We start from the raw sequence: 14,887 nt of genomic DNA on the forward strand, positions 1-14,887 counted from the left end.
CTTGTCGCCTCCTTGGCGTCCTGCTGGCGTTTCCTACCCGCTGCGGCCACGGATGAGGTTGCGGCATCCATCGACATACCCCGGCACTCGGAGCGCCAATCCGGCAAGCTGGCCCCATGACGGACGACAGGGGACGGGGCCGCACGCTGATCCTGCTGCGGCACGCCAAGGCCGAGCCACCCGGGGAGATCCCCGACGTCGACCGGCCACTGACCGCCCGGGGATACACCGACGCACAGGCGGCCGGAGCCTGGCTGGCCCGGCACGGGTACCTGCCCGACGTGGTGCTCTGCTCACCGGCGAGACGTACCCGGGAGACCTGGCACGGGGTGGCGGCCGGCATGACCGGAAGCCCGCCGGAGGGTGGGCCGGCGGGCTCCGCACCGGTCGTACGCTACGAACCGGGCATCTACGAGGCCCTTCCCGAGGGCCTGCTGGCGCTGGTCAGGACGGTGTCACCGGAGGCGCGCACGGTGCTCCTGGTGGCCCACAACCCGGGCGTGTCACTGCTGTCCAACCTGCTGGACCGGGCCCGACCGGTACCGGACGGCCTGCGCACCGCCGACCTGGTGGCGCACCGCGCCCCGGTACCGTGGCCGGACCTCACCCTTGGCCACGCCCTGCTGACCGACCAACGCCTGCGGTGAAGGAAGGGCCCCCTGTTAACGCATTCGGTAGAGGAGGGGCCCCCTCTCAACACCCCGCACCGCGCCGACGCGGGCACTGGGCGCGGGGCGGAGGTGGACCCGGCCGGCACCGGGCTGGGCGGGTACCGGGCCGGGCGGGGCGTCAGGACGGCGGTGCGGTGGGCGGGGGCGGGTCCGGCGGGGGCGGCATCATCGCGGTCGGATGCGACAGCCGGTTCTCCTCGACGATGAGGGTGCGGGCCCGCTTGCGCCGGTCCTGCCAGAACCAGAGCGTGGTGAGCAGCACGGCCAGCCCGGCCAGGATGAACACCCAGCCGACCGCCCGCAGGTCGACCCACCAGACGTTCGCCCGCACGGCGAACGTGAGGATCGCGCCGATGGCGATCAGGAAGATACCGCTACCAACACCCATGTGCGCTGCACTCCCCCGTGTGGTGACCTCCGGGCGTGCTCCGCCGACAGCCGCTGCCGGCCCTCCTCCTCAGCCGGCCCCGTCCCGCCGACGTCTCTCAGCGCCCCCGCTTACCCGCCAACCCCGCCCCCTACCCCGGACACTCCCCCCACCCCGGCCACCCCCGGCACGCTCCCCCCACCCGCCCAGTCCCAGGGACGATCAAGGGGTTTGCGTCACCAGCGGTGCTGGTCGGTGACACAAACCCCTTGATCAACGCGCCGGGCACGGGCGGACGGCGGTGCGAGGCCGCTGGGCCGGGCCGGGCGGTGGAAGCAGAGAGCGAGGACGGGTGGAGGGTCAGAAGGCTTCTTCGGGGAGGTCCATGAGGTCGAGGTCGGTGGACTCGATGATGCGGCGGTCGGCGCCGATGCGGGGCAGCACCTCGCGGGCGAAGAACCGGCTGGCGGCCACCTTGCCGGTGTAGAACGCCTGGTCGGTGGCGGAGACCTCGCCGGCCAGGGCCTTCAGGGCGACGTCGGCCTGCCGCTGGAGCAGCCAGCCGACGATCACGTCGCCGAGCGCGAGCAGGAAGCGACGGCTGCTCAGCCCGACCTTGTACAGGGCGCGGGCGTCGCCGGCCTGCGCCTCGCCGAGCCAGCCGGTGAGCACCCCGAGGATGCTCTGTACCTCGGTGAGGGCCTTGCCGAGCGCCAGCCGCTCCTGCTTGAGCTGGCCGTTGCCGCCCTCGGAGGCGATGAACTCCTGGATCTCGCCGGCCACGGTGAGCAGGGCCTTGCCCTTGTCCCGGACGATCTTCCGGAAGACCAGGTCGAGGCTCTGGATCGCGGTGGTGCCCTCGTACAGGGTGTCGATTTTGGCGTCCCGGACGTACTGCTCCAGGGGGTAGTCCTGGAGGAAGCCGGAGCCACCGAAGGTCTGCAACGACTCGTGCCCGAGGATCTCGTACGCCCGCTCCGAGCCGACGCCCTTGACCAGCGGCAGCAGCAGGTCGTTGACCCGCTTGGCGAGCGCGGTCGCCGGCTCGTCGCCGGCCGCCTCGGCGATGGCCACCTTGTCCTGCCAGGAGGCGGTGTAGCAGACCAGCGCCCGCAGCCCCTCGGCGTACGACTTCTGGAGCATCAGCGAGCGGCGGACGTCCGGGTGGTGGGTGATGGTGACCCGGGGCGCGGCCTTGTCGGTCTGCTGGAGCAGGTCGGCGCCCTGCACCCGGTTCTTCGCGTACTCCAGGGCGTTGAGGTAGCCGGTGGAGAGGGTGGCGATGGCCTTGGTGCCGACCATCATCCGGGCGTACTCGATGATCATGAACATCTGCCGGATGCCGTCGTGCTTGTCGCCGAGCAGCCAGCCCTTGGCCGGTACGCCGTGCTCGCCGAAGGTCACCTCGCAGGTGTTGGAGACCTTCAGGCCCATCTTGTGCTCGACGTTGGTGGCGTAGACGCCGTTGCGCTCGCCCAGCTCGCCGGACTCCTCGTCGAAGTGGAACTTCGGCACCACGAAGAGGGAGAGGCCCTTGGTGCCGGGGCCGCCGACGCCCTCGACGCCGACCGGGCGGGCCAGCACGTAGTGCACGATGTTGTCGCTGAGGTCGTGCTCACCGGAGGTGATGAAGCGCTTCACGCCCTCGATGTGCCACGAGCCGTCCGGCTGCGGGACGGCCCGGGTGCGACCCGCGCCGACGTCCGAGCCGGCGTCCGGCTCGGTGAGCACCATCGTGGAGCCCCACTGCTTGTCGATGAAGAGCTTGGCCCACTTCTGCTGCCGCTCGGTCCCCTCGACGTGCAGGACGTGGGCGAAGGACGGGCCGGAGGCGTACATCCAGACCGGGGCGTTCGAGCCGAGGACCATCTCGGCGAGCGACCACCAGAGGGTACGCGGGGCGGGGGTGCCGTCCAGCGCGGGCGGCAGGTCGAGGCGCCAGAACTCGGAGTCCATGAACGCCTGGTACGACTTCTTGAACGACTCCGGCAGCGGCGCGGTGTGCGTGGCCGGGTCGAAGACCGGGGGGTTGCGGTCGCCGTCCAGGTAGCTGGCCGCGAGGTCCTCGCGGGCGAGGCGGTCGACCTCGGCGAGGAAGCTCCGCGCGGTGTCGACGTCGAGATCCGTGTACGGCTCCTGGCCGAACGCCTGATCCGCCCCGAAGACCTCGAACAGGTTGAACTCAAGGTCCCGAAGGTTGCTCTTGTAGTGGGTCATGCTCGCTGGCCCCGCTTCCGGACAGGTGTTACCGATCAGTAACACCAATGTATTACTCACCGGTAGGCAACGACAACCCACAAGCAGGAGTGACCAGGATCACGCCCCGCGTCCGGCTCACGACTCGGTGGCGCCGACCTCCCAGCTCGGCACGGCCACGGCCGGGTCGGTACGCGGTCCGGCGTACTCCATCAGCACCAGCGCGATATCGTCGTCGAGCTGGCCGTGCACCCACTCGACCAGCGCGGTCTCCAGGGAGGCCAGGCCGTCGCCGACCGTCCCGTGGCCGAGCAGCCGCCAGGCCCGGTCGGCGGTCGGGAAGAACTCGCCGTCCCGGCGGGCCTCGCCGAGCCCGTCGGTGAAGAGCAGCAGCCGGTCCCCCGGTTCGAGGCGCTCCACCCGGGGCCGGACCTCCGGCATGAACCCCAGGGGCGGGGCGGGGGCGGGCGGCTCCAGCGGGATCACCGCGCCCCGGCGCAGCAGCAGCGGCGGCGGGTGGCCGCAGTTGACGATGGTGAGCGTGCCGCCCCGCTCCTCCACCAGAGCGGCCGTGACGAAGTCCTCGTCACCCACGTTGCGGGCCACCGCCCGGTCCAGGTCGGCCACGATCGCCCGCAGGTCGGCCCGCTCGTACGCGACGTGCCGGTACGAGCCGAGCACGATGCTGGCCAGCCGGACCGCGTCCAGCCCCTTGCCCCGGACGTCCCCGATCAGCATCCGCACCCCGTACGGGGTGTCGATCGCCTCGTACAGGTCGCCGCCGATCTCGGCGGTGGCGGTCGACGAGATGTACCGGCCGGCGACGGCGAGCGTCCCCACCTGCGGCCCGAGCGGTCGCAGCACCGCCTGCTGGGCGACCGTGGCGAGCTTCGACAACTCGACCAGCCGGTCGGCCTGCCGTTGCCGGACCGACGCCAGCGCCGCGGCGAGCCCCGTCACCACCGCGACCGTGCCCAGGCCGGTGGCGGTGGCCAGCGACGGGGTCGGCTCGGCGAAGGCGAAGCAGACGCCCAGCAAAGTCGCGGCGGCGCCCAGGCCGAGCACCAGTCGCCACGATCCGGCCAGCGCGACGAGCAGCGGGGCGGCGGAGAAGAGGGGCACGTAGTGCACGTCCCGCCCGTCGGCCACCTCCACCGCGCAGCCGATCGCGAGCAGAGCGAGGGCCGCGCCGAGACCGGCGCGGGATCCGGGGGTCAGCGGGCCACGGCCCGGCTGGGAGGGATGCGTGCGTACGAGGGACAGCATGCCTGATCCTCGGGAACGGGTGAATGAACCTGGCCCGTCGACCGACGAGGTTCTGGCCGCCCGGACCCCGGGGCCGATCCGATCGCCGTGCCCCTGATCAGGCACGGGACCACCGGGGGCCGGCCACCCGGCCGGCACGGCCGGGCGGCTCAGCCGAGCACGTCGTAGCGCACGGTGAGCGCGCCGATCTCCAGCGGAGCGATCACCGCGAAGGCGGCGCGGGAGAGGTCGAGGCAGCGACCGGCGATGAACGGGCCCCGGTCGTTGATCCGGACGGTGACCGACGCGCCGGTGTCCGGGTTGGTCACCCGGACCCGGGTGTCGAACGGCAGGGTCTTGTGCGCGGCGGTCAACTCGTTCGGGTCGAACGCCTCCCCGTTGGCGGTGACCTGCCCGGAGGCGTAGAAGGACGCCCCGCAGGAGCCGCTGTCGACCACGGTCGGGGCGGGCTTCTTCGCCGGGCTGGGCTTCGCGGTGGTCGGCGTGGCCGCCGGCTTCGCGGTGGTCGGTTTCGGCGCGGCGGTCCGGGGCCGGCTCCGGGAGGCCGCCTCGGTCCGGCTCGGGCTGGGCTGCGCGGTCGGCGACGCGGTCGGGCTCGGGGAGGTGGTCACGCTCGGCGACGCGGCCGGCGGACCGGGCACGGCGGTGGTGGGCAGCGGGTCGACCACGGCCGGCGGCGGCGTCGACCCGGTCGCGCCGGCGGTCAGGCGTACGGTGCCGACGGTCCCGCCGACGGCCAGGGCGACGCCGACCACGGCGGTGGCCGCGACGCCGGCCGGCGAGGAGAAGATGCGGGTACGCAGGGGGCTGTCGGTCACCGGCCGGTCCTTTCACCTTCACTACAAACCGGGTCGGACCGTAACGAGAGAAGCACTTCCGAAGTCAACGTGATCATGGCATTAAGTCCGCATTTGCAGTGATACGTGTAGCCGATCATCCGACCCGCGCTGGCCCGCTCGTACCCGTACCGCAGGATGGTGGCGTGCCCGCGCCCCGTGACGACGACGCGCCCCCCGGCTCAGCCACCGCCGCCCCCGCCGAGCTGGTCGCGCGGCTGGTCGAGCTGTTCCGCTGGGTCGACCCCGGCCCGGAGAGCGGCCACCTGGTCAGCGACGTCGCCGGCTGGTGGCGCGACCCGGAGGTGCTGGCCGGGTTGGGCCCGGCCCTGGTCGCCCCGTTCCGGGTCGAGCGGCCCACGGTCGTCGTCGCCCCCGCCGTGACCGGCCTGCTCCTCGGGCCGCTCGCCGCGACCGCGCTGGGCGTCGGCTTCGTGCCGGCGCTCAAACCGGGCGACGGCCGCCGGCCCCCCGGCGCGGTGACCTGGGCGCAGAGCCCACCGGACTTCCGGGGCCGGCGGGTCACCCTCGGCATCCGGGACCGCCACCTCGGCCCCGGCGACCGGGTGCTGGTGGTGGACGACTGGGTGGCGACCGGCGCCCAGGTCCGCGCGATCGACGAGGTCTGCGCCGCCCGGGGGGCCACCGTGGTCGGGGTCGCCGCAGTGGCCGCCGACTGCCCGCCCGAGGTGGCGCGCGAGCTGCGGATCCGCGCCCTGGTGGACGCGACCCGCCTCACCTGACCCGGCCGCCTCTCCTCACCCCGGCCGCGGTGACGCGACCCGCCTCGCTGGCTGGCTGGGCCGCCGGGTGGGCGTCAGGCGTTGCGCAGCTCCGGCAGCAGACCGGTCGCCACCTCGGCCAGCACCGCCTCGTCCCCGGCGTACCAGCTCTCGGCGCGCGGCCAGTGCGTGATCACGTCGGTGAAGCCGAGGTCGGCGGCGCGGCCCACCTGGTCGGCGAAGAAGTCGGGACTGCTGAGCGAGAAGAGCGGGGCCGAGTCCAGCGAGAGGTACCGGTCGACCGTCGCCGGGTCCCGGTCGTTCGCCGCCAGCGCCCGGTCGAACTGCGCGCTGAGGTCGGTCACGCTCTGCCACCAACTCGGCAGGTCGTCCCCGCCGAGCCCGGTGGTGACCCAGCCCTGGCCGTACGTCGCCGCCAGCCGCATCGAGCGCGGGCCGTTCGCGGCGACCACGAACGGCACCCGGGGCCGCTGCACGCAGCCCGGGTTGTTGCGCGCGTCCACCGCCGCGTACCACTCGCCGCGCCAGGTCGTACCGTCCTCGGTGAGCACCCGGTCGAGCAGTTCGGTGAACTCGGTGAACCGGTCCACCCGTACGCGCGGCGGCAGCGTCTCCCCACCCAGGACGGTGGCGTCGAACCCGATCCCGCCCGCGCCGATGCCGAGCAGCACCCGGCCGTCGGAGATGTCGTCGAGCGCGGTCACCTGTCGGGCGAAGGAGACCGGGTGCCGGAAGTTCGGCGAGGCCACCAGCGTGCCCAGCCGGATCCGCGAGGTCACCGTCGCGGCGGCGGTGAGGGTGGGCACCGAGTCGAACCACGGCCCGTCGACCAGGTCCCGCCAGCCCAGGTGGTCGTATGTCCAGGCGTGGTCGAAGCCCCACTCCTCGGCCTGCGTCCAGCGGTGCCGGGACTGCGCCCAGCGCTGGTCGCCAAGAATCACGATGCCGATCCGCATGGCCGCCACCCTACGCACTCCGGCGGTCTCGCGCTGAACGCCGCAGTAAGTTAGGTTACCCTTCCCTAACTCCTTCGCTCCGCACCGGGAGTGTTCGTGAAGCCACCTCGGCAGCGCGCCGAATCGGGCCGGCTCGGCACGCTGACCGCGCTCTACGTCACCCAGTACCTCGGCATCGGGTTCATCACCGTCGGGCTGACCGCCATCCTCCGCGACGGGGGCACCTCGCTGGACACCCTGGCCCTGCTCCAGGCCATCGGCCTGATCTGGCCGGTCAAGTTCCTCTGGGCCCCGCTCCTCGACCGGTACGGCTCCCGCCGGCACGGCCACTACCGCTCCTGGTTGCTGGTGCTCCAGAGCGGACTGGTGCTGGCCCTGCTCGCCCTGCTGCCCTTCCCCCGCCCGGCCGAGCAGTTGGGCCCGATCGTCGCCATCTGCGCCGTGTACGTGCTGCTCTCCGCGACCCAGGACGTCGCTGCGGACGCCGTCGCCGTCCGACTGCTGTCGACCCGGGCCCGGGGTACCGGAAACGGCATCCAGGTCGCCGCCAGCTACCTCGGCAACCTGCTCGGCGGCGGCGCCTGCGTGATCGTCTACGACCGGTACGGCTGGGCGGCGGCGATCCTGCTGCTGGCCGCGCTGACCGCCGTCGGGCTGGTCGTGGTGTGGCGGTTCCGGGAGCCGCCCCGCACCGACCGGGTACCCGGCGTCGGCAGCGCGTACCGGGCACTGTGGTCGGCGTTCGGCCAGCCGGGCTGCCGGTGGTGGACCTTCGTCGTGGTACCCCTGGTCTACGTCGGCTCCGGCGCGGCGTACGCCCTGGTCACCCCGGCCCTGGTCGACGCCGGCTGGTCGCTGGCGCGGATCGGCGTGGTGACCGGCGTCGTGATCAGCGTGCCGGCGATCGTGGCCGGTCTCGTCGCCGGGGCCGGGATCGGCCGGTCCAGCCGCAGCGCCGTCCTCGTTTTCGGCGGCGCGCTGTTGACGCTCTCCGTCGTCCTGCTGTTGCCGCTGCTGCGCGGCGATGCCCCGCTCACCGGCACCGTCGTCGCGCTGAGCTGCTTCATGGCCGCGTACACGGTCCTGAACGTGGTCGTCTACACGGTGAACATGGACTACTCCCGACCGGCGACCGGGGGCAGCGACTTCACCCTCTTCTCGTCGTTCGGGCTGATCTGCTCCTTCGTCGCCGCCTCGCTCGGCCTCGCCGCCGCCGGCCAGGTCGGGTACCCGGCGGTCGGCGTCGGCTCGGCCGTCCTGGTCGCCGCCGGGGTGCTCGCGGGCATCCGGCACCAGCGCCGGTACGGCCACCAGCGGCGGGGCGACGGCGCACCGGCGACCATCCCCGGAACCGGCCCGGTACCCCCGCCGGACGCGGCCCGGGAAGCCGCAGGCTCCCGCGCCTGAGCAGTCCCCGGTGTCGAGGCCGGTCGACGTCCGGCCGCGCCGCGCGGCCGGGTGGTAGCGCCGTGTTGCCGGTCGGTGGCATATTGGTGGGCAGCGACGTCGGGGCTGGTCCCGTTCGACCGGTGCCCCGCACGTCGACGCCGGCACACGTCACGCGCCGGTGGGCAGAGTCGGTCACGAGGTGGGGGAAGAAAGGACGGCCCCCGCGGCCTCGGCTGGCCGCTCCGCAGGTCGATCCGGCAGCAGCACGCCACGGACCTGCGTACCCATCGGCAGTGACGCTCCTCCGCCCCGAAGGACTCCGGCGCCGTGAACCCTGACCTCCTGCACGCCCTCGGCGTGTTCCTCCTGCTCCTCGCCGCCCTGGTCTACCTGGCCTTCGCCAGTTGGCTGATCTTCTGCTACGCGCTCGCCCGCCTCCCCGACGGGGCCCGCCTGGTCGAACGGGCTCCCGCGATGCTCGCCTCGTTCGACGTCCGGGGCTGGGGTGACGCGCTCCTGCCCTGGCGCACCATCGCCCGCGCCCTGCACCGGCTACCCCTGCCCGCCGCCGGGACTCCGACCCCCGACCTCGGTGCCGGTGTGCACCAGCCGCCCCCGGCGACCTCGCCGGAGGCCGACCGCACCGCCCTGCCGACCGGGTAGGCGGCGACCGGCCCCGGTCACCGCGCGCGACCGGGGCCGGGTGCGGCGGTACCGTCAGCGCCCGCCGTCCGCCGCCGCGACCGACGTCCGTGCTGGTCGGGGGCGGTTCGGGGCGAATAGCCATCCACCTGGCCCGGCTGTGGACGGGCGCTACTCCTCGTCGAAGGGTTCGTCGTGCCAGCGGAAGCTGGCCTCGTCACCCTCGATGCCGAGCATGAACTCGGCGACCGGACGACCGTCCGGGTACGTCATCGTGACGACGGCCCGGATCGCCTGGTACGCGTGCTCCATGCCCAGGTGGTCCTCCGCGTCGACGGCGGCGTTCCAGGCCGCGAAGAGCGACGCAACGGCTCGAACCCGGGCCGCGCGTGGAGGCGGCCGTGGATCCAGTGAACCTAAAACAAAGATCCACATAACGCAGGAGTTGTACGTGGGCTACAGTGAAGGTGCGGGCGAGTGGCGGATCGACTCCACCGATGAGGTCGACGAGTGGCTCATCCACCTCAGCAAGGAGGACCCGGAATCCGCCAACCAGGTAGCCGCTGCCATTGACATCCTCGCCAGGGAAGGGCCGACCTTGGGTCGTCCCCTCGTCGATCGGATCAAGGGTTCGGACTACAAGAACATGAAGGAGCTCAGACCCGGCTCCTCGGGTGACACCGAGATCCGCATCCTGTTCGCCTTCGACCCAACCCGGACAGCCATCCTGCTGGTAGCAGGAAACAAAGCCGGCAACTGGAAGGGCTGGTACGAGACCAACATCCTCATGGCCGACACACTCTTCGCCGAACACCTTCGGACGTTGAAGGGACAGCGCTGATGGCACGCAGTTGGCGGGACACCCGCTCCCGTATGAACCTTGATGAGGCCAAGGTCGCCGAGCACAAGGAGCGCATGCTCGCTGGGGTCCGAGCTAATCGACTGCGTGAGATGCGCGAGCGTCGCGGCCTGACCCAGCGGGAGGTCGCCGACCGGATGCAGGTCTCCCAACCACGGGTGGCCGCGATCGAGAAGGGCGAGGTGCCGACGACCGAGGTCGGCACCATCGAGCGGTACGTGTCCGCGCTCGGCGGCAGACTGGAAATCGTCGCTGACTTTGACGGCGATCGGCTCACACTGAGCTGACTCTTGACACGACAGAAGGATGCGGCAACCAGAGGCTCAGCCTCGATCCACCGATGCGGTTGCCGCTGATGGCCAATTGATCTTTTTGTGATTGGTGATTCGGCAGGGTGTGTGGGAGCCGCCGATTACGTGATCGGCTTGCTCCGGTTGGGTGGTTCGGGGCGGGTAGCGGGGGTTGTGGCCTGTGGTCGGGCCGCCTGGTTCCGGCTGGTGGGTCGTGGTCAGCCGGGTGCCGGCCCGACGGCGGTGTAGAGGTTGTCGAGCGCTGCTTGCCAGGGCCAGTGCTCGGGTAGGTGCACGATGATGGTGCGGGCCCGGTGGGCGAGGCGGGCGGCGACGTTGATGATCCGGGTGCGGATGGTGGCCGGGCGGGCGGTCGCCCAGGCGCCGGCGGCGAGGTGTCCGGCGGCGCGGGTGAGGTTGTGGGCGATGCCGGCGCAGGTCAGCCAGGTGTCGTTCGCGCTGAACCGGCCCGAGGGCAGGTGCGCGAGGGGTCCGGCGATCAGGTCGGCGTTGACCTGCTCGATGATCGCGTGTTGGCGGTGCTGGGCTTCGGCCTGCACGAGCGTGTAGGGGCTGTCGGTGAACACCGCGTGATACCGGTAGGTGGGCAGCAGTTCTTCCTGGCCCGGGGCCTGGGCGGGGTCGTCGCGGCGGACGCGGCGCACGATCAGCCGGGCGGTGATCTGGTGGCGGGTGCCGGCGAACGCGGTGTACTCGGTCTCGGCGATCTGCGCGTCGGAGATCCACCTTCCGGCGTCGTCGTCCCAGACGGCCTGCGGATACTTGATGTCGATCCACTGGGCGTCCGTGATGCTCTCGCAGGCGGTGCGGATCTTCGCGTCGATCCGGGTGGTGAGTGAGAACCGCACCTTGCGGCGGCGGCAGGCGGCGATGACGGTCTTGGCGTAGAACGCCGAGTCGGCGCGCACCACGATCTCCCCCGTTGCGCCGCACGAGCGGGCCGTGGTGATCGCCTCGGCGATCATGCTGGCCGCACCGCGGGCCGAGCCGGCGTTACCGGCGCGCAGTCGGGTGGCGGCGATCACCGGCACCGACAACGGCGTGGACAACGTCGCCACCACAGGGTTGTAGCCGCGCAGCCAGACGTTGTAGCCGCCGACCTTGGCGTGGCCGAACCCGATGCCCTGCTTGCGCTTGCCGAACACCCGCCGCAGCATCGAATCGATGTCCACAAAACACAGCGTGTCGGCGCCGGCCAGCAGTGGTGCCCGCCGAGCCAGGCCGATCAACGTGTCTCGGGCGGCGGCCTGCAACTGCCGCACATGCCCATGGGTGAACGTGCGCAGGAACGAGCCGAGTGTCGAGGGCGCGTACACGCTGGTGAACAGCGACCGCATGCCGCCGTGCCGGGTCACGTCGAGGTCGTCGATGCTGTCCGCACCGGCGAGCATCCCCGCGATGATCGTGGCGACCTTCCCGGCCGGGTTCGCGCCCTTGTCCGTCGGCAGGCTCAACCGGTCGGTGACCGCGTCATGCAGACCGGCCCGCTCGGCCAGCCGCATCACCGGCACCAGCCCGGCACACGACACCAGATTCGGATCATCAAACGTCGCGCGCACCACCGGCGCGTCATGGCGTAATCTCACCTGCGAGGTGCCCTTTCGAGCCGAACGATAGAAGCGTGAGAACTCCTATCCTTCCAGCTCAAGGGGCACCTTCTGTCTACGGGGTCTCGCCAACCCAGCCTTCATCGGTGGATCGAGGCTCAGGCGCCGCACCGGGCGGTACTCGCCGACCAGAAGCAGGCCACGAAGGCAACCGAAGGCAAGGACAAGGCGTAAGACGTGCCGGCCGACCGGAACGAGGCCAATGGTGTGCAGGGCCAACGGCACGTCACGTGATCTTTGAACTTGGGAAATCGAAGGCCCTGACCGGGGCTCGCGTCCCGGTCAGGGCCTTCGTGCGTGGAGCGGGTGACGGGAATCGAACCCGCACTGTCAGCTTGGGAAGCTGATGTTCTGCCATTGAACTACACCCGCAGGCGGCACCACTGTACCTGAGTCTGCGCCCACCCGCACCAGACCCCCCGCCCGACCCGCCGCACCGCCCGTCGCCGACCCCGCCCCTCACGGGGCCGGCGACGGGTGCCTGGTGGTCAGGCCGCCACGGTGCACTGCGGGTCGTGCTCGCGGTTCGGCGGCCACGGGTCGGACACGGCGGTGTCGTCGGCCCGGGTGCGCGAGCCGCCCTCGCCGCGCGGGTCCAGCCACACCTGCACGGTCGGCCGGCGGGGTGCCTCGCCGGGGACGTCCAGCCCGAAGTCGCGCCGGGTGAGCATGGCGACGTCGACGCTGAACTCGAAGAGCCGCCAGTCGACCGCCGGTGCCGCCCGCCCGATCTCGGCCAGCCGGGCGACCCGGGCCCGGTCGGTCACCGGCCGGGCGTGCCCGGCCACGTACGCCTCGTCGTCGCTGTCCTCCGGTGGGAAGGAGTGCAGCGCGTACCGCCCGTCGCGTTCGAGGTCGCGCCGCTTCGGCGAGTCGATGACGAAGCAGAACAGCCCCTCGTCGGTGATCACCGGGGAGACCGGGTGCACCCGGGGCCCACCGTCGGCGCGGACCGTGGCCAGGTAGCCGAAGCCCGGCCCGTACTGCTGCATGAGGAGGCGGATGCCGTCGGCGAGGCGGGGCTCGTCAGCGGCGAAATCGGACCAGGAAGCCATGCCCCGCATTCTATCGAACACGTGTACGACAAGCGACCCAACACGCTGGTCACCGGTACCGGATAACGGGCCCGCACCGCTCGCTCGATAGGGTGACCCGATGCTGCTCTCCGACCGTGACCTCCTGATCGAGATCAAGGCGGGCACGCTCGCGTTGGAGCCGTTCGAGCCCGCCCTGGTGCAGCCGTCCAGCATCGACGTACGCCTGGACCGGCTCTTCCGGGTCTTCAACAACCACCTGTACACGCACATCGACCCGTCGGTGCAGCAGGACGACCTGACCTCCCCGGTCGAGGTGCCGGAGGGCGAGCCGTACGTGCTGCACCCGGGCGAGTTCGTGCTCGCCTCGACGCTTGAGGTGATCTCCCTCGGCGAGCAGCTCGCCGGCCGGCTGGAGGGCAAGAGTTCGCTGGGCCGGCTCGGCCTGCTGACCCACTCGACCGCCGGCTTCATCGACCCGGGCTTCTCCGGCCACGTCACGCTGGAGCTGTCGAACGTGGCGAACCTGCCGATCACCCTCTGGCCGGGGATGAAGATCGGCCAGCTCTGCATCTTCCGGCTCTCCTCGCCCTCGGAGCACCCGTACGGCTCGGCCGTCTACGGCTCCCGGTACCAGGGTCAGCGCGGGCCGACGCCCAGCCGGTCCTGGCAGCAGTGGCGGACCTGGCCCACCCGCTGACGAGCAGCACAACGTCGTACCGCGGAAGGGCGGCCACCGGGGCGGAAACCCGGCGCCGCCCCCGCGGGACCGGCGGGGGCGGCGCTGACGGTCCCGTCGGAGAACGGGACCACGGGTCCGCCGGTGCGCGGGTGGACGGCGGCCCCCGACCGGACCGCCGAGCCCACCGCCGCCGGCGGCAGGAGGTCGCGTGCTAGCCGGGGCGACCGAAGCTGTGGATCGGGCTGTCGCCGAGGCGCTTCATCTTCACCGGCACCCCGGCGCGGGCGGCGTGCACCACCCAGCCGCCGCCCACGTACATGCCGACGTGGTGCAGGTCGCGGTAGTAGAAGACGAGGTCACCGGGGCGCAGCTCGGAACGGCTCACCGAGGGGGTCACCTTGCGCTGCCGGGCCGCGTTGTGCGGAAGCCGGACGCCGGCCGTCGCCCAGGCGGCGAGCATCAGCCCGGAGCAGTCGTACGCGTGCGGGCCCTCGGCGCCCCAGACGTACGGCTTGCCGATCTGGGCGCAGGCGAACCGGACCGCCTCGCCGGCCGCGCCACCGGGGTACGAGACCGGGCAGGGCGCCGGGCGCAGCGGACCGCCGGCACCCTTGCCGTACGCCCGCAGCCGCAGCTTCTGGAGCCGGTCGATCTCGGCGTCGATCTGCCGGCGGCTGGCGGCCAGGCCCTTCTCGGTCCGGTCGAGGAGGCCGACCAGCCGGTCCAGCGGGGCCTTGCGGGCGGCCAGTTCGTCGCGCAGTTCCCGGGCCGCCCGGACGTCCTCGTGCTGCCGGTGGGCGACCCGGTCGATCAGCTCGATCCGGCTGATCAGCTCCCCCGGGGTACGGCCGGCCAGCATGGCGTTGACCGCCGAGACGCTCTCGCCCTTGTAGGCCCGCACCGCGAGTCGGCTGACCCGCAGCATGGCCTCGTCGACCTGGCGCTGCAACGGCTCGATGCGGGCGGCCAGGGCGGCGACCTCGCGCCGCCGGGCGGCGAGGTCCTGCCGGACGGCGTTGTGCCGTTCGATGATCGGTTCGAGCCGGTTCCAGTCCTGGTCGATCCGGCGCTCGATCTCGGCGACCGACGGCTCGGCGTGGGCCGCACCGGGCAGGCCGACCAGGAGGCCGGCGGCCACGGCCAGCGCGACGAGACCGGCGGCCCCTCGCGAAGCGGTGCCGCCACGAGGCGCGGTGCGGCCGTGGGACGGAGCGACGTGCCGGAGTGCGGTGGTGCGGCGGGACGAGCGTGGGCGCGGCGCAGCCGGCACCGGGTCGGCGGGTGCCGACCGGGTGGACGGTGGCCGCGGGGCATGGTGTGCCACCGGG

The 14,887-nt window shown here is 72.3% G+C and carries 16 protein-coding genes and 1 tRNA gene; 7 read left to right on the forward strand and 10 right to left on the reverse strand.

Annotation, left to right across the window (positions count from 1 at the left end):
• Positions 1-116: 116 nt before the first annotated feature.
• Positions 117-647 (forward strand): SixA phosphatase family protein, encoded by a 531-nt coding sequence (locus ACQUFX_RS25085; protein ID WP_428962722.1) that lies wholly within the window; start codon positions 117-119, stop codon positions 645-647.
• 142 nt (positions 648-789) lie between these two features.
• On the opposite strand, the gene ACQUFX_RS25090 is transcribed toward ACQUFX_RS25085, so the two are convergent.
• The 4 genes from ACQUFX_RS25090 to ACQUFX_RS25105 all read right to left on the reverse strand — a co-directional run bounded on the left by ACQUFX_RS25090 (position 790) and on the right by ACQUFX_RS25105 (position 5,318).
• Positions 790-1,059: a DUF6458 family protein gene (locus ACQUFX_RS25090; protein ID WP_067370866.1), complete on the reverse strand. Its 270-nt coding sequence runs from the start codon at positions 1,057-1,059 to the stop codon at positions 790-792.
• A gap of 339 nt (positions 1,060-1,398) precedes the next feature.
• A complete protein-coding gene (locus ACQUFX_RS25095) occupies positions 1,399-3,255 on the reverse strand; it encodes an acyl-CoA dehydrogenase (protein WP_428962723.1) in 1,857 nt (618 codons plus the stop codon).
• Positions 3,256-3,372: 117 nt separating this feature from the next.
• Positions 3,373-4,500, reverse strand: coding sequence for a PP2C family protein-serine/threonine phosphatase (locus tag ACQUFX_RS25100; protein ID WP_428962724.1), 1,128 nt, complete (start codon positions 4,498-4,500; stop codon positions 3,373-3,375).
• Between the two features lie 149 nt (positions 4,501-4,649).
• Positions 4,650-5,318 carry a septal ring lytic transglycosylase RlpA family protein gene (locus ACQUFX_RS25105; RefSeq protein WP_428962725.1) on the reverse strand — a complete coding sequence of 223 codons (669 nt, stop codon included), beginning with the start codon at positions 5,316-5,318 and terminating at the stop codon, positions 4,650-4,652.
• A gap of 164 nt (positions 5,319-5,482) precedes the next feature.
• Between ACQUFX_RS25105 and ACQUFX_RS25110 the strand changes: the two genes are divergently transcribed.
• Positions 5,483-6,079: a phosphoribosyltransferase family protein gene (locus ACQUFX_RS25110; protein ID WP_428962726.1), complete on the forward strand. Its 597-nt coding sequence runs from the start codon at positions 5,483-5,485 to the stop codon at positions 6,077-6,079.
• A gap of 74 nt (positions 6,080-6,153) precedes the next feature.
• Here the strand turns inward: ACQUFX_RS25110 and ACQUFX_RS25115 are convergent, their stop codons facing one another.
• Positions 6,154-7,035, reverse strand: a complete 882-nt coding sequence (locus ACQUFX_RS25115) for an LLM class flavin-dependent oxidoreductase (protein ID WP_428962727.1) — start codon at positions 7,033-7,035, stop codon at positions 6,154-6,156.
• A gap of 96 nt (positions 7,036-7,131) precedes the next feature.
• Between ACQUFX_RS25115 and ACQUFX_RS25120 the strand changes: the two genes are divergently transcribed.
• Positions 7,132-8,442, forward strand: a complete 1,311-nt coding sequence (locus tag ACQUFX_RS25120) for an MFS transporter (RefSeq protein WP_428962728.1) — start codon at positions 7,132-7,134, stop codon at positions 8,440-8,442.
• Between the two features lie 309 nt (positions 8,443-8,751).
• Positions 8,752-9,087 carry a hypothetical protein gene (locus tag ACQUFX_RS25125; RefSeq protein WP_428962729.1) on the forward strand — a complete coding sequence of 112 codons (336 nt, stop codon included), beginning with the start codon at positions 8,752-8,754 and terminating at the stop codon, positions 9,085-9,087.
• Between the two features lie 150 nt (positions 9,088-9,237).
• Here the strand turns inward: ACQUFX_RS25125 and ACQUFX_RS25130 are convergent, their stop codons facing one another.
• Entirely contained in the window at positions 9,238-9,378 is a 141-nt protein-coding gene (locus tag ACQUFX_RS25130; RefSeq protein WP_428962730.1) for a hypothetical protein, read from the reverse strand.
• A 139-nt stretch (positions 9,379-9,517) separates the two neighbouring features.
• Between ACQUFX_RS25130 and ACQUFX_RS25135 the strand changes: the two genes are divergently transcribed.
• Both ACQUFX_RS25135 and ACQUFX_RS25140 read left to right on the forward strand, forming a co-directional pair.
• The gene (locus ACQUFX_RS25135; RefSeq protein ID WP_428962731.1) at positions 9,518-9,907 is read left to right on the forward strand and encodes a type II toxin-antitoxin system RelE/ParE family toxin; all 390 of its coding nucleotides are present in this window, start codon (positions 9,518-9,520) and stop codon (positions 9,905-9,907) included.
• A 32-nt stretch (positions 9,908-9,939) separates the two neighbouring features.
• Positions 9,940-10,212, forward strand: coding sequence for a helix-turn-helix domain-containing protein (locus ACQUFX_RS25140; RefSeq protein WP_428962732.1), 273 nt, complete (start codon positions 9,940-9,942; stop codon positions 10,210-10,212).
• A gap of 221 nt (positions 10,213-10,433) precedes the next feature.
• On the opposite strand, the gene ACQUFX_RS25145 is transcribed toward ACQUFX_RS25140, so the two are convergent.
• From ACQUFX_RS25145 to ACQUFX_RS25155, 3 genes are all read right to left on the reverse strand, one after another.
• Positions 10,434-11,822 carry an IS1380 family transposase gene (locus ACQUFX_RS25145; RefSeq protein WP_428962273.1) on the reverse strand — a complete coding sequence of 463 codons (1,389 nt, stop codon included), beginning with the start codon at positions 11,820-11,822 and terminating at the stop codon, positions 10,434-10,436.
• A gap of 319 nt (positions 11,823-12,141) precedes the next feature.
• Positions 12,142-12,215 (reverse strand) — tRNA-Gly (locus ACQUFX_RS25150).
• A gap of 116 nt (positions 12,216-12,331) precedes the next feature.
• Complete coding sequence (locus ACQUFX_RS25155) at positions 12,332-12,898, reverse strand: pyridoxamine 5'-phosphate oxidase family protein (protein WP_428962733.1); 567 nt, start codon at positions 12,896-12,898, stop codon at positions 12,332-12,334.
• Between the two features lie 100 nt (positions 12,899-12,998).
• On the opposite strand from ACQUFX_RS25155, the gene dcd reads away from it, so the two are divergent.
• A complete protein-coding gene (dcd, locus tag ACQUFX_RS25160; protein WP_067372329.1) occupies positions 12,999-13,577 on the forward strand; it encodes a dCTP deaminase in 579 nt (192 codons plus the stop codon).
• Positions 13,578-13,770: 193 nt separating this feature from the next.
• Here dcd and ACQUFX_RS25165 read toward each other — a convergent pair whose 3' ends face one another.
• A complete protein-coding gene (locus ACQUFX_RS25165) occupies positions 13,771-14,883 on the reverse strand; it encodes a C40 family peptidase (protein ID WP_428962734.1) in 1,113 nt (370 codons plus the stop codon).
• Positions 14,884-14,887: the final 4 nt, after the last annotated feature.

Origin of the sequence: Micromonospora fluostatini, assembly GCF_050410825.1 — a bacterium.
GTDB classification, from domain to species: domain Bacteria; phylum Actinomycetota; class Actinomycetes; order Mycobacteriales; family Micromonosporaceae; genus Micromonospora; species Micromonospora rosaria.

What these genes read in the sequence shown, in the direction of transcription:
- ACQUFX_RS25155 (WP_428962733.1), bottom strand. Translation starts at nt 12,898, where the DNA reads ATGGCTTCCTGGTCCGATTTCGCCGCTGACGAGCCCCGCCTCGCCGAC.
- ACQUFX_RS25095 (WP_428962723.1), bottom strand. Translation starts at nt 3,255, where the DNA reads ATGACCCACTACAAGAGCAACCTTCGGGACCTTGAGTTCAACCTGTTC.
- ACQUFX_RS25115 (WP_428962727.1), bottom strand. Translation starts at nt 7,035, where the DNA reads ATGCGGATCGGCATCGTGATTCTTGGCGACCAGCGCTGGGCGCAGTCC.
- ACQUFX_RS25085 (WP_428962722.1), top strand. Translation starts at nt 117, where the DNA reads ATGACGGACGACAGGGGACGGGGCCGCACGCTGATCCTGCTGCGGCAC.
- ACQUFX_RS25130 (WP_428962730.1), bottom strand. Translation starts at nt 9,378, where the DNA reads ATGGAGCACGCGTACCAGGCGATCCGGGCCGTCGTCACGATGACGTAC.
- ACQUFX_RS25090 (WP_067370866.1), bottom strand. Translation starts at nt 1,059, where the DNA reads ATGGGTGTTGGTAGCGGTATCTTCCTGATCGCCATCGGCGCGATCCTC.
- ACQUFX_RS25100 (WP_428962724.1), bottom strand. Translation starts at nt 4,500, where the DNA reads ATGCTGTCCCTCGTACGCACGCATCCCTCCCAGCCGGGCCGTGGCCCG.
- dcd (WP_067372329.1), top strand. Translation starts at nt 12,999, where the DNA reads ATGCTGCTCTCCGACCGTGACCTCCTGATCGAGATCAAGGCGGGCACG.
- ACQUFX_RS25140 (WP_428962732.1), top strand. Translation starts at nt 9,940, where the DNA reads ATGAACCTTGATGAGGCCAAGGTCGCCGAGCACAAGGAGCGCATGCTC.